Here is a 23,300-nt window from a genome sequence, read left to right as displayed (position 1 = left end):
GAGGAACGGCAATGGATGATGATCGGACCGAGAAGATCAGGCAGCGTGCCTATGAGCTCTGGCAGCGCGAGGGCAGTTTGCATGGCGACCATGAGCGGCACTGGCGCCAGGCCGAGATGGAGATCGATCGCGAGGCGGCGCTGCCGCTCACGGCAGGCGATGCGCTGCCTGGAACGCGCGAGATCGACAGCGCGGATGTGCTGACGGTCGAGGCGCTTGCGATACGCACCGGCATATCGGCCCAAGAAGCGCAGGAGTTGCTCGACAGGCTGGGCAGCGACCGCGCCGCGATCGAGCAGGCGGCGCGGAGCATCCGGGCACGGAAAGGGCTGTAGGTCAGGAACCCAGACGCGTGCGACGTTGCCGGCATTCGACGTCGGCGGAACCCTCCTTGCCATCGACAGTTCCTCCTGTCTAACCACAGGAGACCTGTCATGGATCATACCAACCACGTGAGGCTGACAAACGCCGAATTGACTCCCAGCGTTCTCGAAGACGCCACCATCTACGGCCCCGACGACGAAAAGATCGGGTGGGTCGACCACATGCATGGCAGCCAGGTCGTCATCGATGTCGGCGGCTTCCTCGGCATCGGTGCAAAGCCGGTCGCCGTCAGCGCCAACCAATTGGATTTCATGCGCGACGAGGACGGCGACGTCCACGCCGTGACCAGATGGACGAAGGACCAGCTGAAGTCCATGCCCGAGCATCACGACTGAGCACGGGAAGGTCCGGCGAGAGCCGGGCCTCCATTCAGCAGGTCGCGCTCGGCGGCCTGCAAGTGGCCCCCGCGCTCAACGAGACGACGGCGGTGGAGAAGCCGGCGACGCCGCTCCGCCGCGGCTCCCCCTCAAAAACTGGTAGATTGCCGTGAGCCGCACTGTCTGGTTGGATATTTCGAGCTTGTTGCCGGGGCTAACGAAGGAGGCCATCAGCCCTACATTGAATTGCTGTAGACCTGCACGCCGACGCGCTCGTTGCGGCGCCAGCGCACCACGGCCCGATAGACGGCGTCGTCATCGGGAACAATGAGCGTGAAACGGTCGGGCAATTCCACCTGCGGCCCGACGCGCAGTTCGGCGCCATGCTCGTGCTGGTTACGGACGGAGCACTTGATGCTGGCGTCGCCGGTGACGATCGTGGCCTCCTTCAGCACGAATTCTCGTGAATGAAGACGGCGCTCTAAGTGGGGAAAGGTGGCCATGATGCACTGGTCCCGAAACTTGCCCGGCGGGCTCAAACTCCCTCGCCCGACGCACCACCCTAGCGCGGACGTGTTTCCGTTCCGTTAGCGTTTTCTAATCACTGCCCACTCGCCGATCCCGTTTCCGCACAGGCGGCGCCGGACCGAACGAGGTTGCCGCAAGACGCTAATGCCGCTTGAAATACTGCACCTCGCGCTCGTGCTTTTCGGCAGCCTCGCGCGACTTGAAGGTGCCGAGATTCCGGCGTTTGCCGGTCCTCGGATCCACCTTGCGCGAATAGAGCCGGTAGTCGCCGGACTTCAGCTTGCGGATCATGGGACACCTCCTCTGCTCGTAAGTCTAATCCACTCGACCTGTCCAGGGTTCCAGCAGCGAACGTGATCCATTTCACGGAAGCGCCGCGCCGAATGTCGGAATCGACGCGGTAGCGACACGATTGGGTCGGATTATTTGTACTCAAACGACTTCCGCGGCGTTAGTCTTTGCGTCCGCGAGCATGCCGGACTGGAGGAGGGTGAGATGGCGACGGCCAAGCTTCACGGCGTTGAACTCGTCAAGGGCCAGAGGTGGACGGTGCGCGTCACCGCCTACGGCACAACGATGACCTTCCCTTTCGAAGCCGAGCAATATGCGCGCTCCTATGCCGATGGTCAGGCCTTCCGCCTTGGCGTCGAGGTGGTCGAGTTGAAGGACTGCGCCTGATCGGCTGCCGGCGTAGCGATCGCCGCCATGGGTTCGCCGCGCGACAAATCTATCGCCAAGCTCCGATAGCGGCGGACCTTATGCAGAAACTGGCAAGAAGTCGGTGTCGTGCCGCATCACTTTGTCGACCCGTTCGCAAACCACGAGCCTCGATCTACTTCATGAAGCATCTGGCGCTCTAGGTTTGCGGCAACCAGGCGACCTTCTCGCCATCCTCCTTGATGAATTCGCGCACGGGGTTGTCGAGCAGCGGCAGCACCGCCTCCGACGGCCGGCAGAGCCTCGTGCCCTTGGGCGTCTCCACGATCGGCCGGTTGATGAGGATGGGATGGGCGAGCATGAAATCGATCAGCTCGTCGTCGCTCCATTTCGGATCGGCGAGGCCAAGCTCCGCGTAGGGCGTGCCTTTCTCCCGCAACAGTTCGCGCGGGGTGATGCCCATCGCGGCGATCAATTCGAGTAGCCGTTCGCGGCTCGGTGGCGTCTTCAGGTATTCGATCACCATCGGCTCCTCACCGCTGGCGCGGATCATGGAAAGCGTGTTGCGCGAGGTGCCGCAAGCGGGGTTGTGGTAGATGGTGACCGTCATGGCTCGGCTTTCAGTGGCTCGGATTGCTCGATGGATTCGGGCCGCAGCAGCCATCCCATCAGCGCCAGCGCGATCAAGGCGCCGAGCAGTTCGGCGACGATGAAACCCGGGAGATCGGCCGGCCTGATGCCGGAAAAGCTGTCGGTGAGCGCACGCGCCACGGCGACGGCCGGATTGGCGAACGACGTAGAGGCGGTGAACCAGTATGCGGCGGTGATGAAGAGGCCCACCAGCCATGGCACAGCCCGTCGCTCGAAGCGCATGCCGGCGAGAATTACAGCGACCAGGCCGAATGTCGCGACAACTTCCGAAAACCATTGCGCCGGTCCGGCGCGCGGCTTGGTCGCGATCTCCAAGGCCGGCAGGGCGAACATGAGGTGCGCGGCGATCGTGCCGGCGATGCCGCCGGCGAATTGCGCGGCGAGATAGGCAGGCAGATCGCGCGCCGGCAGCGACCGGTTCAAACAGAAGACGAGCGAGACGGCCGGATTGAAATGCGCCCCGGAGATCGACCCGAGGATGGTGATCAACACCATCAGCATGGCGCCGGTCGCGAGCGTGTTGGCGAGCAGCGCCAGCGCGGTGTCATGCGTCAGCGTCTCCGCCATGATGCCGGAACCGACCACCGTTGCCACCAGCAGGCCGGCGCCCAGGGCTTCAGCAACGGCACGTCGCGGCAGATCGTAAGAGATCATTGCCGGGTCCCCTCGCCTGGCCGGCAGCACGGGGCGGCGAGCGCCGGCGCGCAGATTTCCGGCCGGCCCGAGCAGCAATCCTCCATCAGGAAGCGGATCAGAGCGGAAAGCGCATCGTATTCCGCGCTGTAGACGATCGAGCGTGCGTCGCGGCGCGTGCCGACCAGGCCGGCGCGCTCCAGTTCCTTGAGATGGAAGCTGACATTGGACGGAGAGACCTCGACCTGTTCGGCAAGCGAACCGGCGGCGATGCCGTCCGGCCCGGCAACCACCAGCAACCGAAGCAGTTTCAGCCGCGTTTCCTGCGACAGCGCACCAAAGGCCATCAGGGCTTGACGCTCATCCACGTTTCAACAATCCTTGAAATATTGAAACGAGGCATAGCCGACATGCTCACTCCTGACAAGAAATATCGTCCCCGCTCCTCCATTGGATCCTCGGACCTGACCATCGGCGATCTGCTCCACACGGTGGCTGATTACCAAGACAAGCCGCTGGTGTTTCGTTACGACGCGGCCGGCCGGTGAAATTTCCACCCCAACTAGGATAGTGGGTCGGTTTGAAATCGCGAGTTAGCCCAAACTCCCCCGTCCATCACGCTCTATTGAACGAATGTGAATGATCGCCAGCTTCCCCCAAACCCTTGATTGTGATGATTATCCGACCGCCAGAGCACACCAACAATGTCGCTCTCAGCAAGGAAAAGGGCTCGCGTCTAAACGCCGCGAGCCCTTCTCTTTTGCGTCACGCGCTTTTTGTAAGGGCCGCGCACTGTGGGCTTCTCGGCTTCGACAAGCGCAACGATGTTCGCGATTCTCCCAAAGCTGGTCGGTGACGCCCGTTTCCGTCTATTTCCAGACGGGGCCTAGGCGAAAGCGCCTATTCTGATCGGGGGTGGACTTCAAACTGACCTGCTACCCAAATTAGCGATCTCTTGTATTTCCAGAAAATGAGGATCATGCTTGGCTCAATGCGTGGCAACCTGATGCGCAGCGGGGTGGATAAAAGGGTAAGGCGCCATGGAATTCGCAGTCTGCTATGACCACAGCGTGATCGATCTGGCTTGGTCGATCTTCCTCGGCATCACGACGGTTTTCATGTTCTTGGCGCCATTGGCCGTTGCGCGGCTGATTGCGATCTCGCGCGGGGCACCTGTCGGACGGCTTCAGCCGGCCTGACAGCCGAGAAACCTCTCCTAGCCGACGATTTTTAGGCCAGGCACTTCGCCGAACAGCGCCGAGCAGTCGATCTCGTCCCGGAAAAGCGCGTCGGGATCGAGCACCAGCCACGATGTATGCGTACGAAGATCCCTCAGTCTGGCGTTCTTTTCGGCGCGCGCCTGGCGCTCCGCCTCGGCAATCGAGGCCAAGCCTGGCATCTCGGCCTTGTGAAGGTGAGAACTCCTCGACATAGCGAGACAAAACGCGGTCGCCCTGTTTTGCGTTCCAGCCCATCCGCCTGAAAACAAGTGCCGTGATCATACCCGCGAGCACGACCAAAAGCCGGATGGCCAAGGCCGCCCCAAGCCGCCGCACGTTTCATTCGCGCCGCCATCGCTACGAGCGGCCCGGCTCGAATCAGCGCAGACCCAGAAAACTCAAAATGGCGATCACGATGACGATAGCACCTACGATCCAGATGATGTTGTTCATGGTCCTCTCCACATGTCAGCGGTCAGGAAACGCGCCTGCCAAGGGGGCATAGGCCGAAGTTTCTTTCGGGAGCCCTCGCAAAGACCTCAACACTTAGAAACTGCTAATGTTCCGCCCGCATCTGAGCCGGGGGCCGGACTAGGCGTTCTTGGCACCTGCAAGCGGTTTCTGCAGCCTCGACGGCCGCGCTGTTAACCGCTCGCCTGAAGGCCGGACCAAGGTCGGTGTCGCAATTGCCGCGGCTGGCCTATACTCTTTTTCGTGGTGGGGTGAATCGCGCGTATGGTCAGGGAGACCTTGAAGCGACCTGTGCAAATCTGGAGCGGGCTGTCGCTGGCCTGGCAGTTTGTGATTGCCGGCGGCATCGGGCTTTTGGCGGTGATGCTCGTGGTTGGCCTCTGGGTGACGTCGCAAATCCGCGAAGGCGTGATGCACAACTCCGCCACCACGACGGCGCTGTATGTCGACAGCGTGATCGCGCCGCTGCTGCCGGACCTGCGCAAGAGCCGCGAGCTCGACGACACGGTCAAACGGGCGCTGGACGAGACGCTCGGCCAGGGCGCGCTCGGCAAGAGGCTAGTGTCATTCAAGCTGTGGCGGCGCGACGGCACGGTGCTTTACGCCGATAACTCGAAGCTGATCGGCAAGACGTTTCCGCCCAACCCCAATCTGATCTCGGCCTTTGCCGGCAATGTCGTGGCGGAATTCAACAACCTCGCCGACGATCCTGAGACCAGCGAAGAGAAAGCGGTGACCGCGCCGTTGTTCGAGATCTACAACCCCGTGCGCGAACCCTGGTCGGGCGAAGTGGTGGCGGTGTCGGAATTCTACGAAGTCGCCGACGATTTCCAGGAGACGCTGAACTCAGCGCTCAGATGGACCTGGCTGGTGGTGGCCGGCGCCACCGCCGCCTCGCTGGCGCTGCTGTCGGGCATCGTGTTTCGCGGCAGCCGCACCATCCAGACGCAGCGTGCCGCGCTCGAAGCCAAGGTCACCGAGTTGCAGGAGGCGCTGGCGCAGAACTCGTCGCTACGCCAACGCGTGCAGCGCGCCTCGCGGCGAGCCACTGCCATCAACGAACGCTACCTGAGGCGCATCGGCGCCGACCTGCATGACGGCCCGGCGCAGCTGGTGGCGCTTGCCGCGCTCAGAATGGACAGTCCGGTGCTGGTCGACCCCGCCACGCCCAAACCGCAGCGCGAGGCGGAAATCGCCGGCATCCATAAGACGCTGGGCGAAGCGATGCGCGAGATACGCGGCATCTGCAACGGCCTGGTGCTGCCGCAGATCGAGACGCAGGCAGTGGCCGACATATTGCGGCTGGCGGTCGCCGAGCATGAGCGCCGCACCGACACCAAAGTGCTGCTGACGCTGCCGGAGCGCTTGCCGGAACTCGGCACCTCGGAGAAGATCAGCATCTATCGTTTCGTGCAGGAAGGACTGAACAACGCCTTCCGGCACGGCAAGGGCAAGGGCCAGCAGGTGAGAGCCACGATGAAGGGCGGCAAGCTTTTGGTCGAGGTGCAGGATACCGGTCCGGGCTTCAATCCTGCGCGAAGCGAAGGCCTCGGGCTTGCCGGCCTAAGGGAGCGTATCGAAAGCATTGGCGGGCAGTTCGAGACGCTTTCGGGGCCGGGGGGAACAAGACTGGTAATCACATTGTCTGTCGAGGAGCAGCCGTGACCGCACCCATCCGCATCGCTATTGTCGACGACCATCCGCTGTTTCGTGAGGGCGTGGCGCGCAGCCTCGGCGAGATCGGCGGCTTCGAGCTTGTCGGCGAAGGCGCCAGCGCCGAGGACGCCGAAAAGCTGGTCCGCGCCAGCGCGCCCGACGTGCTGCTGCTCGACATCAGCATGCCCGGCGGCGGCCTCAACGCCCTGGCCAGCATCCTTTCGGCGGCGCCTGAGCAGAAGATCGTCATGCTCACCGTGTCCGAGACCAATGCCGACGTCGCCCAGGCGCTGAAGGCGGGCGCGCGCGGCTATGTGTTGAAAGGCGTCGGCTCCAAGTCGCTGGCCGAGATCCTGCGCGACGTCGCCAACGGCCAGAGCTACGTTTCGCCGACGCTTTCGGCCCGGCTGCTGTCGGATCTCTTGCAGCCCACCAGCCGCAAGCCCGACCCGCTCAGCCAGCTCACCGGCCGCGAGGCCGAGATCCTGGGGCTGGTGGCGGAGGGCCTGAGCAACAAGGAGGTCGCGATGCGGCTGTCGCTGCAGGAAAAGACGGTCAAGCACCACATGACCCGAGTGCTCGCCAAGCTCAACGTGCGCAATCGGACGGAGGCGGCGCTGCTGATGCATGAAGCGAGAGAGAGGAATTAGTGAATAGCGGAAAGTACAGTGAATGGTGAAGCGTCGGCGCGTTCCCATTCGGTGAAGTGCGTTTCGTTGATTACTGTTCCCTGTTCACCATTCACCGTCACTTCAAAAGCAAATCACCCCCGCCTCTGAAGGCGGGGGTGACATGCGAAGGCGCGGGAAAAGGGGGTAGCTTCTCTCGGCCCTCACAAGCCTAGCAGACGGGCCAGATCCTTCTCGGTCGCCCGGCGCTCGACGATAGTGCGGCCTTGCGCATCGCTCATCTCGAAGCGTCCGTTCTCGATCTCTTCCTTCATGCCGTTGCGGTGGATGATGGTGATCCTGTTGCCGTCGATCTCGACTATGTCGCCCGTCGCCGCATTGACACGGCTGGCGGCCTTGCCGCCGGGGCTGGTGTTGCCTTTGCCGCTGTTGTTGCCAGGACCGGCATTGGCATTGCCGCCACCGGCATTGCTGTTGCCGGAATTGCCGCCAGCGTTTCCGCCGCCGCTATTGCCCCCACCGCCGTTGCCGCCGCCATTGCCGTTGCCGCCGCCATTGCCGTTGTCGGCATAAGCGGTGGCCACCAGGAGCTTGGCGAGGCTATTGGACGTGAAATGACCAGGCGCGGCAAAAAGCGCCAGCACGGCCGCGGCGCGCAGCGTAAGGCGGACAAACCTCTTTGAGGCGGGTTCGCGCATTCCGTCCTTGGTTCATGCCGGTTCCGCCTCGGCCATGCCGAAGTTCCGCTATCAGCCCGCCAAGGCGGAACCGGTGTCTTGACCAGACAAGATTCACGCTTTGGTAAGGTTACGGAAGCGGCCCACGACCCATGCCATGTCCGGTCGGACCTTTTTGCAGCCGCTTGGGGACCATCGTCGCAACCAGCCGGGAACACAACTGGAGGCTGCGACTGCCGTCGCGTTAACCAAAATCGCTTGGAAAGCGGTTAGCAATTCATTATGACTGTCGCACGCGAGAACGGCGCGGACACTCAACGAACCGCGGCATGCTACGGCGCATACACCCTCCTGGGCGGAAAAGCGCCGTATCCTTTGGTTTGCGCATGAATTGTTTCCCGGACTGCGGGGGCATGCGCCAAAAGCCCGCCTTATCCGGCAGCCGTCTCAAGGGCCCCAAAAAAGTACCCCCGCCAAAAGGCGGGGGCAAGGTGAGCAGCGGGAGTTCTGTCGTAAGACGATCAGGACCGAAGAGACGAAGCAAAAGGTGGCAACCTGATTTTGCAGCGCTGGCTTTTGGCCCCTTAAGATCTAATCCAGATAGAACCTCGCTCTCACAAACTCTTTAGGCGATCGAGATCGGCCACTGTGGCCTTGCGCTCGACGATGGTGCGACCAAACTTGTCCTCCATCCTGAAACGGCCGTTCTCGATCCTCTCCTTCATTCCGTTCCGGTGCGTGACCTGGATGCTATTGGCACTGACCTCAACCTTGTCGCCGGTCGCAGCATTCACATGATCATCGACATCGGCGGCGGCGGCAGTGTTTGTTGCGCCCTTGCCTTTGCCGCTATTTCCGTTGCCGTTGTTGCCGCCCGAGTTGCTGTTTCCGCTGTTGCCGCCCGAGTTGCCGTTGCCGTTACCGTTGTTGCCGCCGCCGTTGCCGTTACCGTTGCCGCCGCCGCTGTTCCCACCGCCATTGCCGTTGCCATTGCCGCCTTTGCCGGCATAGGCCTTGGCCACGACGGGACCGTCGAAGGAGAGATGAAAAGGCGCGACAACAAGCGCCAGCGCAACAAGCGCCCGCAAGACATGCCTGCAGCCCATGCGCGATACGCGCATCCCAATCTCCCCTTGCCAGCCATCCGACCCTTCGGCCGAACTACCCCACCGGCAATGTCGCAACATCAGCATCCCTAATCAACCCGTCGTGGGGAAGTGGCCCACGACCCTTGTCTTGCTTTTTCAGACCTTTTTCGCGATGAAATCGGACCTAAGTCCTATCTCAACCAACAGATGTAGTCGGACGCGGCTGCGCACGGCTTTTTTCAGGCGTGAATGAGCGCGTTTCGCTGAAACGAATTCGAGCGACGCGCTTCGAGTCTTTTGTTCTGATGCTCTACCAAAACCGGCGCGACCTCGGGCGACATGCATTGAGCCTCTAACCAGGCGCCGGAACCGGCGCTCTCGCCGTCACGGCCGCGCCGAAAGCAGCGGCGATGACGGCTCCGATACCGGTGCACTGCAAAACGCTCAGGCTCTCGTGCAGGAAGAGAAACCCTGTAAGCGCGGCGCCTGCGGGTTCCAGGCAGACGATCATGCCATAGACTTTCGCCGGCATTTTGGCGAGCACCAACATCTCCAGCCAGAAGGGCAGCGCGCTGGAAAACAGCCCGACGACGACCGCGGCCGCCATGACATGCGGGTCGGTGAGATAAGGTTCGGCTGCGGTGAAGCCGAGAGGCAGCGCGACCAGCGCGGCGATCGCCATGCCATAGGCCGAGGTGCGGGCGCCAAGCTCGGCGCCGGCCTTCTGCGCGAAGATGATATAGAGCCCCCAGCAGGCGCCGGCGGCAAGCGCAAGCAGCACGCCGATCGGATCGAGCCCGCGGCTGATATCGGCGAACGGCGAGAGCAGCACGACGCCGGCGACGGCAAGCACCACCCAGACGAGGTCGAGAAGGCGCCTCGAGCCGAGTGTGGCGACAAAAAGCGGGCCGGTGAACTCGAGCGCCACGCAGATGCCCAGCGGAATGCGCTCGAGCGCGGCATAGAAGAGCAGGTTCATCACCGAAACGGTGACGCCATAGGCGGCGAGCCAAGGCAATCCCTTTCGCGTCGGCAGCACTTTCCATGGCCTGAGCACTGCCGCCAGCATCAACGCGCCGATGACGAGCCTCAGCATCGTTGTGCCCTCGGCCCCAAGGACCGGAAACAGGCCCTTGGCGAAGGCGGCGCCAACCTGCACCGAAAGGATGGCGCTGAGCAGGCCAAGCACGGGCAAGGCCCCCAGCGGCGCCTGCGGTTTTGCGATCGGCGTCGACGTCACTTCTCCATCCCCCGCGCCCAGTCCGAGGTGGAGATAGAGACTGGCGGTTCCCTTGTCTTGAGGCAACGGGGCCGGATGGTTGGACAAGACCTCTAAGGTCTCGCGACTGGTTTGCTGCACCGCACAAGACTTTGAAAGTCAAAACAGTTTTCACAACGCCGCTTAGCAATCTTCAGCTAAGTGAGGCGTTACTGTAAATACAGGCCGAAACACGCGCTCCGGTTGCAGCGAAAAGCCCCAACATCCTTGGCGATAAATACTACCAAAGTCGGACCAAACGCCCCTGCGTATATAGGACCATAGGCCAAATCGCCCGCGGACAACTTTGTTCTGCAACCTTCCCGATCACAGCTTTATTTCAAACCCGTAAGCATTGTGTGTTGCGCCGCAACATAAGCCGAGACAGATGTTAACCAACATGGGCAGTGGAGGATGCCGCTACGTTGAGCCGAATGGGCATTCCGCTGATAGCCAAGGACGGCACTCTCGCCCCGGACGGAGATTCGTCGACAGGCCGAGCCGGCGTGCTTTGCAGGTCCAGCGCAGGATCTTACGGCGGAGCCGGGGGACCCCGCCAATGACAGGTCAGCGCGACATCCAGCTTGATGCAGTGCGAGCTGTAGCCGTCACGCTGGTGCTTTACGCGCATTTCCTTGCGCCGAACGGCACCTCCTTCCTCGGCCATCTCGGCGTGCGGCTGTTCTTCGTGCTCTCCGGCTTCCTGATCACCCGGCTTTTGCTGGACGCGCGTGACAGCAACGCATTCGCTTCCGGGCCAGCGCTGCGCGCCTTCTACGCCAGGCGCATAATCCGGATTTTTCCGCCTTATTTCGCGGTGCTGGCCCTGGTCTGGGTCACCAATCTGGAAGAGTCCAGCTCGTCGCTTGCCTGGCATGCGCTTTATCTCTCGAACTTCTGGTATGCGCTGCGCAACGACTGGAACCCCTGGCTGCTCTGCCATTTTTGGAGCCTCAGCATCGAGGAGCAGTTCTATCTCGCCTGGCCGCTGATCGTGCTGCTGGCGCCGCGCCGGCGTATCGAGGCGATCACGATCGGCGTCATCCTCTTCTCGTTCGCGTACCGCTTCTACTGGCCGCTCACCGCCAACCCGGCGCTCGCCCGGGACCTGTTGCCGCCGGCCTCTATGGACGCGCTCGGCTGCGGCGCCCTGCTTGCCGTTCGCCGCGCCAGGGGCGCCGATGTGCCGCGCTGGATGCGGCTCGGCTGGCCGGCTTTCGCGGTCGTTTTCCTGCTCGTCGTCTGGTCCGATCCGGGACCGGCGAACTCGGCATGGGAGTGGGGGCACTGGGCGCTGGTGCAGGTGCTGCCGCTGGTGCCGCTGGTGGCGATCGTCGCCGCCTGCTCCAACGGCCTCGGCGGCAGGCTCGGCAAGCTGGCCGAACTGCCACCGCTGCTTTTCCTCGGCCGCATCAGCTACGGCGTCTATCTCTACCACCCGATTCTTCTCGCCTACGCCGTCAAGGCGCAGCCCTGGATCCCGCTCAACGTCTCGGAGCAAGGGCCTGGCCGCTTCCTTGTCGCAGGCGCCGCCACGCTGCTTGTCGCCTCACTCTCCTGGGCGCTGTTCGAAAAGCCGCTCAACAGTCTCAAGCGCTATTTCCCCTATGTCGCGCGGTCGCGCGCGGGCATTGCGGGCGAGACAAGCTGGATAGGCCCGCCGGCCGGCGTGTCCGCGCTCGACCTGCAGCGACCCGAGGCGAGGCGATGATGGCGGGCGCCGCTCCCCTCATCTCCGTGCTGCTGCCGGTCTACAATGCCGAGCCCTATGTCGGCGCTGCAATCCAATCGATCCTGCGGCAGGATTACAGCCGGCTCGAGATCATCGCGATCGACGACGGTTCGACCGACCGGTCGCTGGAGATCCTCGACCGCTGCCGCAGGGCGGATAGCCGCGTATCCATTATTTCGCGCGAAAATCGCGGTCTCGTCGCCAGCCTCAATGAGGGGCTGGCGAGCGCGCAAGGCGAGCTCGTCGCGCGCATGGACGCCGACGACTTCGCCTATCCCTGGCGGCTGTCGCGCCAGGCGGCGCTGTTTGCAACGCGGCCCGAGCTCGGCTTCTGCGGCTCGATCGTCGACATGCTGGTGCGTGGCCGTATCGCGCCCGGCAGGTTCGACCCGGTGTTCCGCCTCGACCTCGCCGTGCTCGCGAAGTTCTTCACGATCTTCATGCACCCGACCGTGGTCTACAACCGCCGGGTGATCGGCGAGGCCGACCTTCATTACGACGCCGCCTACCGGCATGCCGAGGATTTCGACCTCTTCCGCCGGCTCGCCGACCGTTATCCGGCGGCCCTGATGGAGGAGAGGCTGCTGGTCTACCGCGTGCATTCCGGCAGCGTGACCAGCCGGCATGTGGAGGAGATGCGGCGCACGCATCTCCGGATCGTCGGCGAAAACCTCGAGCGCGAGGGTCTGACAGACGATACCAAGGACCTGCGCGCCATCGGCGATCAAGTTTCCGTCGCGACGGTGGCCGGGGCGGCGGCCTTCATTCGCGCGCTGGAAGAGCGGATTGCCGCGCTGCCCGCGGCGGTGCGCCCGAGCTTCGAGGCCGGTGCGCTCAACCTCTTCTATTTCCTCTACCAGCTCGTCAACGACGAGGAGCAACCCGCGCTCACGCATGAGCTTTTGACGCTTTCCGCGAAATGGAACGCGATCCGCCGCCGCGAGCAATATGCGTTGCGCCCCGGGGCCTTGGCACCGTGGCTCAGCCAGGCTTCGATGTGGGCCGGCAAGCAGGCCGATAGGCTCGCCTACCGCTTCAAATCCACGCCGGCGGCATCGGTGCTGGCGTCTTACAGGATGGAGGCGGCATGAGCAGCTTTGGCCGCGTCCACTCGCCGGCGCTGGAGATCGGCGAAAGCCGGCGCGACAGCCAATCTCCCCTCACAAGCGGGGAGGTCAGCAGCCTCAGCGCTGAGCCCTCTCCATGAACGACGCGCGCCATCCGCTGCCCCGGCACCCGGCTCTGCCCGCGCCTCCCTGGCCCAGGCAGCGGCCGCAGGTCTCCTTCATCGTCTGCACGCGCGACCGCGCGGCGGTGCTTGAAGCCTGCATCGATTCGATCCTTGCCGCCTGTCTTGCGCATCCCGCCTTCGCCGCCGAACTGGTGGTGGTCGACAATGGCTCGCGCGACGGCACGGCGGAATATCTTTCCCGGATCGCCGCGAGCTCCGACATTCCACTTACGGCGATCTCAGAGCCGCGGCCCGGGCTGGCGGCGGCGCGCAATGCGGGGCTGGCGCGGGCGCGCGGGCACGTGCTGGTCTTCATCGACGACGACTGCAGGCTCGACCGCAACTATCTCGCCGATCTCCAACGGCATTATGCAAGCGGCGAGAAATGGCTGATCCGCGGCGGCCGCGTCGAACTCGGCGATGCGCGCGACCTGCCCTTCACCATCAAGCGCTGCGACGAGCGCCAGCGGCTGACGCCCGCCGTGCATCCGGGCGGCTTCGTGCTCGGCTGCAACATGACCATGCATCGCGACGTCGCCGCTCGCATCGGCCCCTTCGACGAACGCTTCGGCGCCGGCGGGCCGCTGCGCTCGGCGGAAGACACCGACTACCTGGTGCGCGCCATGCTCGCCAGCATGGCGGTGGAATATGTGCCCGACATGACGATCTTCCATCACCACGGCCGGCGTGGCCGCAAGGCGATCGATCGGCTGCACCGCGACTATCATTTTGGCAATGGCGCGCTGTGTCTCAAGCATTTCCGCCGCGCGCCATGGCTGCTTCGCCATTTCTATTGGGCGGCGCGTGCCGCCACGCGCGAGCTGATCGGCGGCCCGCGCTTCGACCAGGATCTCAGGCTCTCGCACTGGCCGATCGTTTTGATGAACCTCGCGGGCGCGGCGAAGTTCATGACGCTCGTGCTGGTCGGCCGGCCCGATCGGCAGCCGCCGCGGGCTGAGGAAGCCGCCGAGGTCAGGACGGAGGCTGGCGCGCCATGAGCGGGCACCCGACACTGGCGATGCTGCGGCGGGCGCTCGGCCGCCGTCAGCTCGGCCTGCTGCCCGCTGTCGTCGCGCTCGGGCTTGCCAGTGCTGCGCTCGAAGGCTTCGGCATCGGGCTGACCATCCCACTGCTCGGCATCATCATGGGACATGGCGAGGCGACCGGCATGGCCGGCCTTTCCGCCCTGCTGCAGAAGGTCGGCGCCGGGCTCGGCGAGCGCGAGCGGCTGATCGCGATTTCGGCCGCGATCCTCGGCTCGATCCTGCTCAAGAACCTGCTTGCCTTCGCCAATGCGGTGCTGACCGCGCATATCTACGGCAAGGCCGGCCAGTCGATCCGCGGCGCGCTCGCCGAACGCCTGCTCAGCGTCGGCTATCCGTTCTTCCTGAAGGAGAGCCCAGGGCGGCTGCTCAACATCATCTCCAACGAATCCTGGCGTGCGTCGGATGCCATGCAGGGGGTGCTCGGCGCGATCGTCAGCGCCTCGGCGGCGGTTATCCTGCTTGCCTTCCTGCTGCTCTTATCCTGGCAGATGACGCTGCTGGTGATGCTCGGGCTGGCGCTGGTGCAAGCGGCACATATGGCGCTGTCGGCGCATCTCAAGGCGCCGAGCCGCAGCGTCGCGGCGCGCAACAGCGCTTTAGCCTCGCAGATGCTGCACCTGGTGCATGCCGGCCGTCTCATCCGCATCTTCGGCCAGGAGGCGCGCGAGAAGGCGGCGTTCGAGAAGGCATCGGACAGCGTGCGGCGGGCGGCCTTCACGCTTTCCAACCGCCAGGGCGCGCTGGCGCCGCTCACCGAAGTGCTGCACGCTGTGCTGTTCCTGGCAGTTGTGATCGGCGCCTGGCTTGCCGGCTTGAGCTTCCCGTTGGTCGCCGCATTCCTCATCCTGCTTTACCGCCTGCAGCCGCATGTGCGCGCGCTGCAGATGACCTGGAGCCAGCTGCAGGGGCTTTCCGGCTCGCTGGAGGAGGTGACCTGGCTGCTCGACCCCGAGGGCAAGCCCGCGCCGCCCACGGGCAGCCGCCCGTTCGCGGGACTCGGCGAGAAGATCGCCTTCGAGGGCGTCAGCTTCAGCTATGCCAATGAGGAGCAGCGCGCGGCGGTGCTGCATGCGGCGAGCTTCGACATCGTGAGCGGCCGCTCGACGGCGCTGATCGGCCGCTCCGGCGCCGGCAAGACGACCATCGTCAACCTGCTCTGCCGCTTCGTCGAGCCCGATGGCGGCCGCATCCTCGTCGACGGCGCGCCGCTCGGCGAGATCGACCCGGCCGAATGGCGGGCCCACATCGCTTTGGCCAGCCAGGAGCTGGAGCTGGTCGACGGCACCATCCTCGACAACATCACCTACGGCAAGGACACGGCCAGCGCGGAAGAGGCGCGCCGCGCGGCCAAGCTCGCCGAGGCGCATGGCTTCATCGAGACGCTGCCGCAGGCCTACCAGACGGTGGTCGGCTATCGCGGCGTCAACCTGTCGGCCGGGCAAAGGCAGCGCATCGCGCTGGCGCGAGCGCTGCTGCGCGACCCCGACATTTTGATCCTCGACGAAGCCACAAATGCGGTGGACGGGCTCTCGGAAGCGGCAATCGTGGAAACGCTGAAATCGCGCGCCGGCCGCCGCACCACGATCGTCATCAGCCATCACCACTCGACCATCGCGTTCTGCGACGACCTGGTGATCCTGGAGCATGGGCGGGTGAAGAAGCAGGCGCCGTTCGCGGAACTGGCGGCACGCAGCATGGATGAGCTGTACCAGCCGGAGTGAGGGCTTTCTTTGCGAGGGAAGTGGCGAAGGTTGGCGCGAGACACCCCCCTCTGCCCTGCCGGGCATCTCCCCCGCAAGGGGGGGAGATTGGCAGCTCCGGCTGCCGCGCTCTTCCTGCTCCGTCGGAAGTTGGCGAAAGCGGCGACGACATCTGATCTCCCCCTTGCGGGCCCTTGCGGGGGAGATGTCCGGCAGGACAGAGGGGGTGCTGTCCCGCCGGCGCTAAACCAGCTTCACCCCGCCATCGCCAGTGGCGCGGCGCTCTTGTTGGGGATCTGGATGTCGATCTCCAGCGTCGACATGGTGGCGCCGCGATCCATCGAGACCTGGAGATAGTCCTGGTCGATCTGCACATGCTTGGCAATGACGGCCATGATCTCCTCGCGCAGGATGGAGACGAGGTCTGGCTGGCCACAGCTCTGGCGTTCATAGGCGAGCAGCAGCTGCAGCCGCTCGCGCGCCACAGGCGCACTGGTGCGCCGCTTGAAGAGGTCGAGAATGCTCATGCCGCCCTCCTTCCGAGAAGCCGTTCGAGGAAACCCTTGCGCTCGAAGGGGACGACCACCGGCAGGTCCTCGCCTTCCAGGCGCCGTGCCGCTTCGAGGTAAGCCTTGGCGGCGATGTTGATCGGCTCGCTGAGCGTCACCGGCGCGCCGAGGTTGGAGGCCCTGAGCACATCCTGGCTTTCCGGGATGATGCCGAGCAGCGGCGTCGAAAGGATCTCCAGCACGTCGTCGATCGACAGCATCTCGCCGCGCGAGGCGCGCGTCGCGTCATAGCGCGTGACCAGCACGTGCTTCTGGATCAGCTCGCCCTGCTCGGCCTTCATGGTGCGGGCGTCGAGCAGGCCGATGATGCGGTCGGAGTCGCGCACCGAGCTCACTTCCGGGTTGGTGACGATGACCGCCTCGTCGGCGAAGCGCATGGCAAGCTGAGCGCCGCGCTCGATGCCGGCCGGGCTGTCGCAGAAGACATAGTCGAACACCGAGCGCAGCCGGGCGATGACTTCGGCAACGCCCTCCTCGGTCAGCGCGTCCTTGTCGCGCGTCTGCGAGGCCGGCAGCAGATAGAGCGTCTCCAGCCGCTTGTCGCGGATCAGCGCCTGCGACAGTTTTGCGGTGCCCTGGATAACGTTGACGAGGTCGAACACCACGCGGCGCTCGGCACCCATGATGAGGTCGAGATTGCGCAGGCCGACGTCGAAATCGACCAGCGCAACCTTCTTGCCGGTCTTGGCCACGGCAGCGCCGAGCGCGGCCGTCGAGGTTGTCTTGCCGACGCCCCCCTTGCCCGAGGTGACCACGACTACCTTGCCCATATATCCAGCCTCCGTTGGCGATTTTTATTCTCTGGCCGTGCCGGGCACGGCGGACTCATGAAGGACAATGGCACGCGAAACCGGTCCGAAGCTTGCGCGGCCAAAGACTCAGCCGAGCGGCACCACGCACAGCGCATCGTTTTCGAGGAAGGCCTGCACCGCCTTGCCGCGCGAAACACCTTCCATCTCCTCGGCCGTGGTGTACCAGCCGTCGACGGCGAGCAGCTCGGCCTCATTCTTGCGGCAGAAGATGCGCGCCGATGTGTTGCCTTCCGAGCCGGCGATCGCCCGGCCGCGCAGCGTGCCGTAGACATGGATCGAGCCGCCGGCGACGATTTCCGAGCCGGACGCGACCGAGCCCAGCACGATGACGTCGCCATGCGGATGAAAGACCGACTGCCCCGAGCGGATCGGCGCCTTGATCATCAGCGTGCCGGCGGAAGGCTCGTGCCGTGCCGGTACAGCACCCTGCCCCGACCCGGCCGGTTCCGACTTGGCTGCTTCGGCGGCTCGCGCGTTCTGCGCATCGAGCTTCGCCAGTTCATCCTGCGGCGCCCTCATTTGCCCCGGCTGCACGTCCTCGACCGTAGCCGTCTCGACCGTGATCTCTTCCGCCTTCGCCTTGCGCGCGGCCCTGCCCAGCAACCCCTCGGCGGTCGCCTCCTTGGCGCCGGCGAGCAGCGGCGGCAAATCGGGCCCGAGCTCGGCGCCCTCGAGCTCGATCGCGTAGACGCGGATGCCGCGCCGGGCGAGCGTGCCGACAAGTGCTGCGATCTCCTCCGGCCCCGGCTTCAAAGTGTTGAGATCCAACACTACCGGGCGGCCGTTGAAATAGCCCGGCGAGTTGCCGATCCAGTGATCGAGCCCCTCCAGCCACTCGTCAATCGGCGCCTCCGGCGTCAGCGTGAAAGCGACGAAGGAGCGGGCGCGGAAGCGGATGGATTTGTTGTGCAAAGGGGCGGCGAAGGTCACGGCCAGACGAATCCTTACTCAATGGTTAAAGGGTGCCGGGCGAATGGTTAACAAAAGGTTAATTCTGCGGGTGGCGGCCGCTGAGGAACTGGCGCGGCTAAGTTTTGTGGCGGGGTGGTCACAGTACCCGCCGCAGCGTCTATCCAGCACGCAATTCGACAGGGCGTGCGCCGGTAGGGAACGCTCAGCGGGCTAGCGGGCCAACAATCTGCTCGGAATTTCGGTTCTCGGCGCTTTCATCGACGCAAAGCGGAAGCCCGCTATTGGAGTCGGGCGGCGCAGGCGCAATTAGTCGCCCGGAAGCTTTTCAGACAACGGCCGTCGATAATATTATTTCGCCTCGCCTTGTCGCCGCTGCGGTTAAGCGCTATGTTTTTCCAATCGAACTTGTTGAACGAATGTTGTTTCTGCGCCTCGGCGCCCTGACGATCTTCCCTCTCAATTTCGAAGACTGCGACGTTTGGCACGCAGCCAGGCGACGATGATTTGCGTCGATTTGAAAGGCAAAATCGTATGACTACTGGAACCGTGAAGTTTTTCAACGCCACGAAAGGCTTCGGCTTCATCGAGCAGGGCAATGGGCAGCCGGACGTGTTCGTCCATATCTCCGCCGTCGAGCGGGCCGGAATGCGCTCGCTAGCGGAGGGCCAGAAGGTGAGCTTCGACATCGTGAAGAACCAGCGGAACGGCAAAAGCTCGGCGGAGAATATCCAGGCGGGCTGATGCCGTGCATCCATGGCCTTTGACCGCGGATGTACCGGCATTGGCCTTGGAGCACTTTGGTTTGCGGATGTCTTCGGCCCGAAACCGGTTCCCGTTTTCGGGCGACATGTTTTGGGATTTCACGCATGTCTTTCCGTAACCGGTTCCCACTTCGGGAGACATGCTTTGGGAGGTCGGGCTTGCCCGGCCTTCTTCGTTTCAAATAGCGAGGTAGACCATGGCCGAAACCAGTGTGTTCAAGCCGAAGGGCGACGCCAAGAGCGAAGCCACCACGAAGACGGCGCGCACGATAATCGAGGGCGAAGCGGCAGCGCGGCAGGCAAAGACGGAACGGCTCCGCGCGGCCAGGCTCGCCCGCGGGCCGGTTGAAGCGGAGCCAAAGAAGAAGCCGGCAAGGCGAAAATAGCGACAGAGGTCTCTGGGGAAGTCCCACTTCTCCCGACGCGATTCGGCTCGAGTTCCCGCGGCTGGGGATCGCCGATCCAATGCCCTCCAGCTGAACTATCCCAAACGCCGGATGGCCGGGCCGTTGAGGACAGTTCCGTCCGGCGCGAACTGCGAGCCGTGGCAGGGGCAATCCCAGCATTGCTCGGTCGAATTCCAGTGCACGATGCAGCCGAGATGCGTGCAACTGGCCGAATGCCGGTGCAGCTTGCCGTCGCGATCGCGGCACACGGCGAACTTGCTCAAGCCGTCCTGAAGTATGCCGCCTTCGCCGGGCTCGAGGGCGTCGGCCGACTTAACCTCACCGGGCAGCAAATAGCCGGCAAGGTTCTTCACCGTCGTAAGGTTCTCATTGACGTAGTGCGCGAGCGCGGCGGGCGGCGTCCGGTCGGGGGCGTAGACGGCTTCCCAGGAGTTCGATCCGTCCACGATCAGATCGCGGATCAGCAGTCCGGCCAAGGCGCCATGCGTCATGCCCTGGCCGGAGTCGCCGGTGGCGATGAAGACGTTGCCGTTGCCGGGGCTTCGGCCAATGAAGCCGCAAAAGTCGATCGTTTCGAGGACCTGGCCGGACCATCGCGCTCGTTCTCCGCCAAGATCGGGCACCAATGCCCTGATCCAGGCTTCGAGCGCGACAAAGCGCGCCGCGCCGTCATCCGCTTCGCCCGATTTGTGATCGCGGCCGCCGGCGATGAGACAGTCCGTCTTGCCGGGACCGGGATTGAGGCGGACATAGTAATAGGGATCATCCATGTCCCAGTAGAGCGCATCCGGGAGGGTTCCCCTGGCGATGTCGAAAGCCATCGCATAGGTGCGGTAAGGCGCCATCTTGCTGTGGATCTTGACCCAGGTGTTGATCGGGGAATTGGTGGCAAACACCGCGTTCGAAGCCGTGACGGTGGAGCCGCCGTCGCATTTCAGGCGAACCTTGTCCCCCTCCTCGATTTCGATGACGGCGCTGTCGGCGAATGCCTTGCCGCCTCGTTTCTCGAAATCGGCCAGCAGCGCGCGCAAATATTTCAGCGGGTGGAAGGTCGCCTGGTCTGGATAGCGCAGGATGGGCGCCGTTTCATGGCCCTTGAGCGGCACACCCTTGCCATGCTCAGCCTCGGCGCCGATCTTTGCCGCAGCCGCATACTCCTTGTTGCATTCTCTGGCGGCCTCTTTCTCGTCCATCCATGCGGCCGGGAACAGGAAGCCGTCCAGCCGGCGGAAATCGCAGTCGATCTCCAGCGTGGCGACATGGCGTTCGATGCGGTCGACGGCGGCTTGCTGGCTTTCCTGGAATCCGCGCGCCAGAGCCTCGCCGCGCATGTCGATCAGCGCGCTCAAGCCGTCGTCGCAGATGGGTGCCAGATGGGCGGTCGTGCGCGATGTCATGCCGCCGAGCAAGGGACCGCGATCCACGAGCACCACCCTGCGTCCCGCCAAGGCCAGTTCGTAGGCGATGGAAACGCCGGCGATGCCGGCGCCGATGACGGCTACGTCACAATGCTCATCCTGCTCGAGGCGAGGCGCGTTGGGCAAGCTGGTGTCGAGTGTCCAAAAAGATCTGGTCGCTTCGCTGCTGACGTTCATTGCCTGCCTCGTCGAAACGAAATCGGATGCCCGCGCCGAATGCTGCTCGGCCCGGGTTGCAGATCATCGTGACCGGCTCCACTTCAACGGCTAGGTGCTCTTGAGCGTTCCGTTCATCCCGTTCGGGTAAAAGCCGCCCTTGCTCACACCCGACTGATCGGTCAGATAGACGATGCGCAGCACCTCCTGCGGCGTCCTTGTGAAGGCAATCGCATCCGGCGTTGAAGGAACGACGTTGGCCTTGCCGTCGACCTGAATGCCCTGGTCTTTGTCCTCGTTCCCATCGATCTTGTCGCGTGCGTCGGAAACGCATTCGCCGCCTTCCAGGCCTTCTCGCCCATGCGATAGAGCGACGACCGCGCCATTCCCATGTGATAGGCCTCGACCGCGAGAATTCCAGCCGCGGCAGCGAGGAATTCCTTGTTCTTCAGGACAGTTGCCGCACCGGCGTAGGCGGTGACACCGACGTCCTCGAACAGCATGCCGCCGAGCACGAAATTCATCTGGTTGCCAAACGCATCGAAATCGTCGCCGAGGCCGGCCGCCTTGGCGACCGCGGCAAAGCCGGCATCGAAATCGATCGCCGGCCGGTCCACCGCATTCGACGCAAGCGTCTTGCGATAGAACCTGACATGGGCAAGCTCGTTTTCCGCGACCTCGCGCATGAATTCACCGAGCGCGGGCGTATCGAAGGCAACCTTTTTGCCGCCGACGACATCGCCGGGTTTGGAACCGATGTCCGAGTCCTCGATGCCTTTTCCCGTGGTGCCGCGGAGGTAATATTCAGCCTCCATATATTCCAGGTTGAGCGCGAAGCGGAAAATGTCTTCGTCTTTTATGTCGTCCTGCGCGGCAGCAGACGAAGTCGCAGCAATGCCGGCCGCTGAAGCAAGGGTCGCTCCAAGACCGATTTGCAGTGCCCGGCGGCGACAAACATGAAGTGAAGGCGTGACAGCGGTCATAGCTTCCTCCCGAAGCCCGCCTGTCAACCGGTTTGGCCTCAATTAGCGGGCCAGCCGCCAAACTTCGCAGAAGGCAGAATGTTCCTGAAAAGAAGCCGATATGGCTTTGCCTGGGGGGAGCCTGATGCGGCCGCGATACGGCTCGCGTGGCGCCGGTGCGGTTTTGCGCAGTCGAAGGCTCGAGCCCTGTCGCCCGGGTCGGCGCCGGGCTTGCAGGCAGGGCGGCGACGGGTGCCTCACTTTCACCTCGGCGCCATGAACGAGGCCCGGGAGAGATGGCCTGCCGCGCTCGGCTTCCCGCTCCAGCCTGACGAGAGCTCAAGCCGCCAGTTGCACCCTCACCGGCTGCGGCGATCATGACGCCGGCGAGCAGGCCGTAGGCGGCTTGCCAGGCCTAGCGGACCTGAGGTGTGAAGGCCGCCTACAGTCCGCCACTGCGTCCGCAACAATAACGGATTCGGCCAATGTTGAGTTACAAAAGGGTGCCTCGCGCCAGATTCAGCGGCCCAGCGTCACTTCGCAGGAACGTGGGCCTGCCCTACTCGCACTGCCGGCGCGGGCCGCCGTCATAGGGCTGGTAGGTGTTGTCCTGCGGATCGTAGGAGCGATAGCGGCTGAAGCAGGAGTCGATATGATCGCCCGACATTTGCGGGCCCAGCAGCCGATCCCTGGAAGGCTGGTCCTCCGGCAAAATCTCTTCCGGCGGGCCGCCATAGGTCGTCGCGTAGCCGTCCCGTGTCGTGGCGTAGCCTTCCATCTCGGCCTGGTCGTCAGTCACCTCGCCTTGATTGGTCATCCAGGGCTGATCGGATTGGTGCCCGTCGGTCGAGGCTGTGCGATCGCCGCCCGGATCGAAATAGGGCGAGATGCAGGGGCGGATCTCCCCGCTGTAGGAGCGGTAGCTGTTTTCTTGCGGGCGGTAGCTGCGATAGCGGTTGGCGCACCATTCGAGATGCGCGGCGGGCAATTGTGCCTGCTGGGCCGGCGCCTGCTCCGAAGGCTGTTCAGCCGCATTGGCCTGGCCCGTCTGTGAAGCATTGGGCGGAGAGACCTCGGGCAAGGGCTGCAACTGCCGCGGCGCGGCGGCTTGCGGCGTTGGGAGAGCTGCGGTCTGCGTGGCCGTATCCGCCGCCCTGGCCCCCTTGTCCGCCTTAGCGGACGCGTCGGCGGCCTGCTGGGCCGGGATGCGCTCGAGATCCTGCTTCGCCGGATCGACGGGCCTGGCGTCCTTGGTCCAGAGCTCGGAAACGCCGATCGCCGGCGTTGCCTGGCGCACCGGCTTGGCGGCCAGCAGCCAGGTGGCGAAGGCGAGCCCTGAGGCAAACACGGCCAGGGTCAGCACGAAGCCGCCGACGATTCCCAACAATGCCTTCACGCTGCTCTCCTTCGAGCCCCCGCTTATAG

At 64.1% G+C, this 23,300-nt stretch carries 28 protein-coding genes and 1 pseudogene; 14 read left to right on the top strand and 15 right to left on the bottom strand.

Annotated features, from left to right (window positions below; all coding sequences use genetic code 11):
- The first annotated feature begins 11 nt into the window (after positions 1 to 11).
- A complete protein-coding gene (locus A9K71_RS08045) occupies positions 12 to 335 on the top strand; it encodes a DUF2934 domain-containing protein (RefSeq protein ID WP_066992944.1) in 324 nt (107 codons plus the stop codon).
- Positions 336 to 434: 99 nt separating this feature from the next.
- Positions 435 to 719 carry a photosystem reaction center subunit H gene (locus A9K71_RS08040; protein WP_066992941.1) on the top strand — a complete coding sequence of 95 codons (285 nt, stop codon included), beginning with the start codon at positions 435 to 437 and terminating at the stop codon, positions 717 to 719.
- Positions 720 to 937: 218 nt separating this feature from the next.
- On the opposite strand, the gene A9K71_RS08035 is transcribed toward A9K71_RS08040, so the two are convergent.
- Positions 938 to 1,204, bottom strand: a complete 267-nt coding sequence (locus tag A9K71_RS08035; RefSeq protein WP_066992939.1) for a PilZ domain-containing protein — start codon at positions 1,202 to 1,204, stop codon at positions 938 to 940.
- A gap of 166 nt (positions 1,205 to 1,370) precedes the next feature.
- Positions 1,371 to 1,520 (bottom strand): hypothetical protein, encoded by a 150-nt coding sequence (locus A9K71_RS31255; RefSeq protein ID WP_095778956.1) that lies wholly within the window; start codon positions 1,518 to 1,520, stop codon positions 1,371 to 1,373.
- A gap of 204 nt (positions 1,521 to 1,724) precedes the next feature.
- On the opposite strand from A9K71_RS31255, the gene A9K71_RS08030 reads away from it, so the two are divergent.
- Entirely contained in the window at positions 1,725 to 1,907 is a 183-nt protein-coding gene (locus A9K71_RS08030; protein WP_066992937.1) for a hypothetical protein, read from the top strand.
- A 178-nt stretch (positions 1,908 to 2,085) separates the two neighbouring features.
- Here A9K71_RS08030 and arsC read toward each other — a convergent pair whose 3' ends face one another.
- From arsC to A9K71_RS08015, 3 genes are read right to left on the bottom strand one after another with little or no spacing between them, the layout of a single operon-like run.
- Complete coding sequence (gene arsC / locus A9K71_RS08025; protein ID WP_066992934.1) at positions 2,086 to 2,496, bottom strand: arsenate reductase (glutaredoxin); 411 nt, start codon at positions 2,494 to 2,496, stop codon at positions 2,086 to 2,088.
- Complete coding sequence (locus A9K71_RS08020; protein WP_066992932.1) at positions 2,493 to 3,191, bottom strand: MIP/aquaporin family protein; 699 nt, start codon at positions 3,189 to 3,191, stop codon at positions 2,493 to 2,495. The genes arsC and A9K71_RS08020 overlap by 4 nt, the downstream gene beginning before the upstream one ends.
- Positions 3,188 to 3,538: a metalloregulator ArsR/SmtB family transcription factor gene (locus A9K71_RS08015; protein ID WP_066992931.1), complete on the bottom strand. Its 351-nt coding sequence runs from the start codon at positions 3,536 to 3,538 to the stop codon at positions 3,188 to 3,190. The genes A9K71_RS08020 and A9K71_RS08015 overlap by 4 nt, the downstream gene beginning before the upstream one ends.
- Here A9K71_RS08015 and A9K71_RS31250 point away from each other — a divergent pair.
- Positions 3,524 to 3,718 carry a hypothetical protein gene (locus A9K71_RS31250; RefSeq protein WP_156752609.1) on the top strand — a complete coding sequence of 65 codons (195 nt, stop codon included), beginning with the start codon at positions 3,524 to 3,526 and terminating at the stop codon, positions 3,716 to 3,718. The genes A9K71_RS08015 and A9K71_RS31250 overlap by 15 nt on opposite strands.
- Before the next feature lie 492 nt (positions 3,719 to 4,210).
- Positions 4,211 to 4,369 (top strand): hypothetical protein, encoded by a 159-nt coding sequence (locus tag A9K71_RS31965; RefSeq protein WP_164747355.1) that lies wholly within the window; start codon positions 4,211 to 4,213, stop codon positions 4,367 to 4,369.
- Between the two features lie 17 nt (positions 4,370 to 4,386).
- Here A9K71_RS31965 and A9K71_RS08010 read toward each other — a convergent pair whose 3' ends face one another.
- Positions 4,387 to 4,569 carry a hypothetical protein gene (locus A9K71_RS08010; RefSeq protein ID WP_066992926.1) on the bottom strand — a complete coding sequence of 61 codons (183 nt, stop codon included), beginning with the start codon at positions 4,567 to 4,569 and terminating at the stop codon, positions 4,387 to 4,389.
- 556 nt (positions 4,570 to 5,125) lie between these two features.
- Here A9K71_RS08010 and A9K71_RS08005 point away from each other — a divergent pair.
- Both A9K71_RS08005 and A9K71_RS08000 read left to right on the top strand, forming a co-directional pair.
- On the top strand, positions 5,126 to 6,526 hold the full coding sequence (locus A9K71_RS08005) for a sensor histidine kinase (protein WP_066992923.1): 1,401 nt from the start codon (positions 5,126 to 5,128) through the stop codon (positions 6,524 to 6,526).
- Entirely contained in the window at positions 6,523 to 7,167 is a 645-nt protein-coding gene (locus A9K71_RS08000; protein ID WP_066992920.1) for a response regulator transcription factor, read from the top strand. The genes A9K71_RS08005 and A9K71_RS08000 overlap by 4 nt, the downstream gene beginning before the upstream one ends.
- A 182-nt stretch (positions 7,168 to 7,349) precedes the next feature.
- Here the strand turns inward: A9K71_RS08000 and A9K71_RS07995 are convergent, their stop codons facing one another.
- The 3 genes from A9K71_RS07995 to A9K71_RS07985 form a co-directional block, all read right to left on the bottom strand.
- Complete coding sequence (locus A9K71_RS07995) at positions 7,350 to 7,844, bottom strand: hypothetical protein (RefSeq protein ID WP_066992917.1); 495 nt, start codon at positions 7,842 to 7,844, stop codon at positions 7,350 to 7,352.
- Positions 7,845 to 8,437: 593 nt separating this feature from the next.
- On the bottom strand, positions 8,438 to 8,944 hold the full coding sequence (locus A9K71_RS31245; RefSeq protein ID WP_066992914.1) for a hypothetical protein: 507 nt from the start codon (positions 8,942 to 8,944) through the stop codon (positions 8,438 to 8,440).
- 319 nt (positions 8,945 to 9,263) lie between these two features.
- Positions 9,264 to 10,151: an EamA family transporter gene (locus tag A9K71_RS07985; protein ID WP_066992911.1), complete on the bottom strand. Its 888-nt coding sequence runs from the start codon at positions 10,149 to 10,151 to the stop codon at positions 9,264 to 9,266.
- Positions 10,152 to 10,728: 577 nt separating this feature from the next.
- Here A9K71_RS07985 and A9K71_RS07980 point away from each other — a divergent pair.
- The 4 genes from A9K71_RS07980 to A9K71_RS07965 all read left to right on the top strand — a co-directional run bounded on the left by A9K71_RS07980 (position 10,729) and on the right by A9K71_RS07965 (position 15,899).
- Positions 10,729 to 11,880 carry an acyltransferase gene (locus A9K71_RS07980; RefSeq protein ID WP_066992908.1) on the top strand — a complete coding sequence of 384 codons (1,152 nt, stop codon included), beginning with the start codon at positions 10,729 to 10,731 and terminating at the stop codon, positions 11,878 to 11,880.
- Positions 11,880 to 12,992, top strand: a complete 1,113-nt coding sequence (locus A9K71_RS07975; protein ID WP_066993196.1) for a glycosyltransferase — start codon at positions 11,880 to 11,882, stop codon at positions 12,990 to 12,992. The genes A9K71_RS07980 and A9K71_RS07975 overlap by 1 nt, the downstream gene beginning before the upstream one ends.
- Positions 12,993 to 13,104: 112 nt before the next feature.
- On the top strand, positions 13,105 to 14,130 hold the full coding sequence (locus A9K71_RS07970; protein WP_082980391.1) for a glycosyltransferase: 1,026 nt from the start codon (positions 13,105 to 13,107) through the stop codon (positions 14,128 to 14,130).
- Positions 14,127 to 15,899 carry an ABC transporter ATP-binding protein gene (locus A9K71_RS07965; protein ID WP_066992905.1) on the top strand — a complete coding sequence of 591 codons (1,773 nt, stop codon included), beginning with the start codon at positions 14,127 to 14,129 and terminating at the stop codon, positions 15,897 to 15,899. The genes A9K71_RS07970 and A9K71_RS07965 overlap by 4 nt, the downstream gene beginning before the upstream one ends.
- A 233-nt stretch (positions 15,900 to 16,132) precedes the next feature.
- Here A9K71_RS07965 and minE read toward each other — a convergent pair whose 3' ends face one another.
- The 3 genes from minE to minC form a co-directional block, all read right to left on the bottom strand.
- A complete protein-coding gene (minE, locus tag A9K71_RS07960) occupies positions 16,133 to 16,405 on the bottom strand; it encodes a cell division topological specificity factor MinE (protein WP_066992903.1) in 273 nt (90 codons plus the stop codon).
- On the bottom strand, positions 16,402 to 17,217 hold the full coding sequence (gene minD / locus A9K71_RS07955) for a septum site-determining protein MinD (protein WP_066992901.1): 816 nt from the start codon (positions 17,215 to 17,217) through the stop codon (positions 16,402 to 16,404). Before minD ends, minE begins: the two co-directional genes overlap by 4 nt.
- Positions 17,218 to 17,325: 108 nt before the next feature.
- A complete protein-coding gene (minC, locus tag A9K71_RS07950; RefSeq protein WP_066992899.1) occupies positions 17,326 to 18,189 on the bottom strand; it encodes a septum site-determining protein MinC in 864 nt (287 codons plus the stop codon).
- A 513-nt stretch (positions 18,190 to 18,702) separates the two neighbouring features.
- Here minC and A9K71_RS07945 point away from each other — a divergent pair.
- Positions 18,703 to 18,912, top strand: coding sequence for a cold-shock protein (locus tag A9K71_RS07945; protein WP_066992896.1), 210 nt, complete (start codon positions 18,703 to 18,705; stop codon positions 18,910 to 18,912).
- 217 nt (positions 18,913 to 19,129) lie between these two features.
- Complete coding sequence (locus A9K71_RS07940) at positions 19,130 to 19,318, top strand: hypothetical protein (RefSeq protein WP_066992893.1); 189 nt, start codon at positions 19,130 to 19,132, stop codon at positions 19,316 to 19,318.
- Positions 19,319 to 19,413: 95 nt separating this feature from the next.
- On the opposite strand, the gene A9K71_RS07935 is transcribed toward A9K71_RS07940, so the two are convergent.
- A complete protein-coding gene (locus A9K71_RS07935; RefSeq protein WP_066992889.1) occupies positions 19,414 to 20,934 on the bottom strand; it encodes an FAD-dependent oxidoreductase in 1,521 nt (506 codons plus the stop codon).
- Here A9K71_RS07935 and A9K71_RS31960 point away from each other — a divergent pair.
- On the top strand, positions 20,876 to 21,028 hold the full coding sequence (locus tag A9K71_RS31960; protein WP_164748317.1) for a hypothetical protein: 153 nt from the start codon (positions 20,876 to 20,878) through the stop codon (positions 21,026 to 21,028). The genes A9K71_RS07935 and A9K71_RS31960 overlap by 59 nt on opposite strands.
- Here the strand turns inward: A9K71_RS31960 and A9K71_RS07930 are convergent.
- A pseudogene (locus tag A9K71_RS07930) lies at positions 21,025 to 21,896 on the bottom strand (ferritin-like domain-containing protein). The gene A9K71_RS31960 and the pseudogene A9K71_RS07930 sit on opposite strands and share 4 nt — an antisense overlap.
- A 538-nt stretch (positions 21,897 to 22,434) precedes the next feature.
- Entirely contained in the window at positions 22,435 to 23,271 is an 837-nt protein-coding gene (locus A9K71_RS07925; RefSeq protein WP_082980390.1) for a BA14K family protein, read from the bottom strand.
- Positions 23,272 to 23,300 lie beyond the last annotated feature (29 nt).

Source organism: Mesorhizobium sp. WSM3873 (assembly GCF_001672445.1).
Taxonomy (GTDB): Bacteria; Pseudomonadota; Alphaproteobacteria; order Rhizobiales; family Rhizobiaceae; genus Mesorhizobium.
Note: the sequence above shows the minus strand (reverse complement) of the source record. Positions and strands in the feature narration are given on the sequence as shown.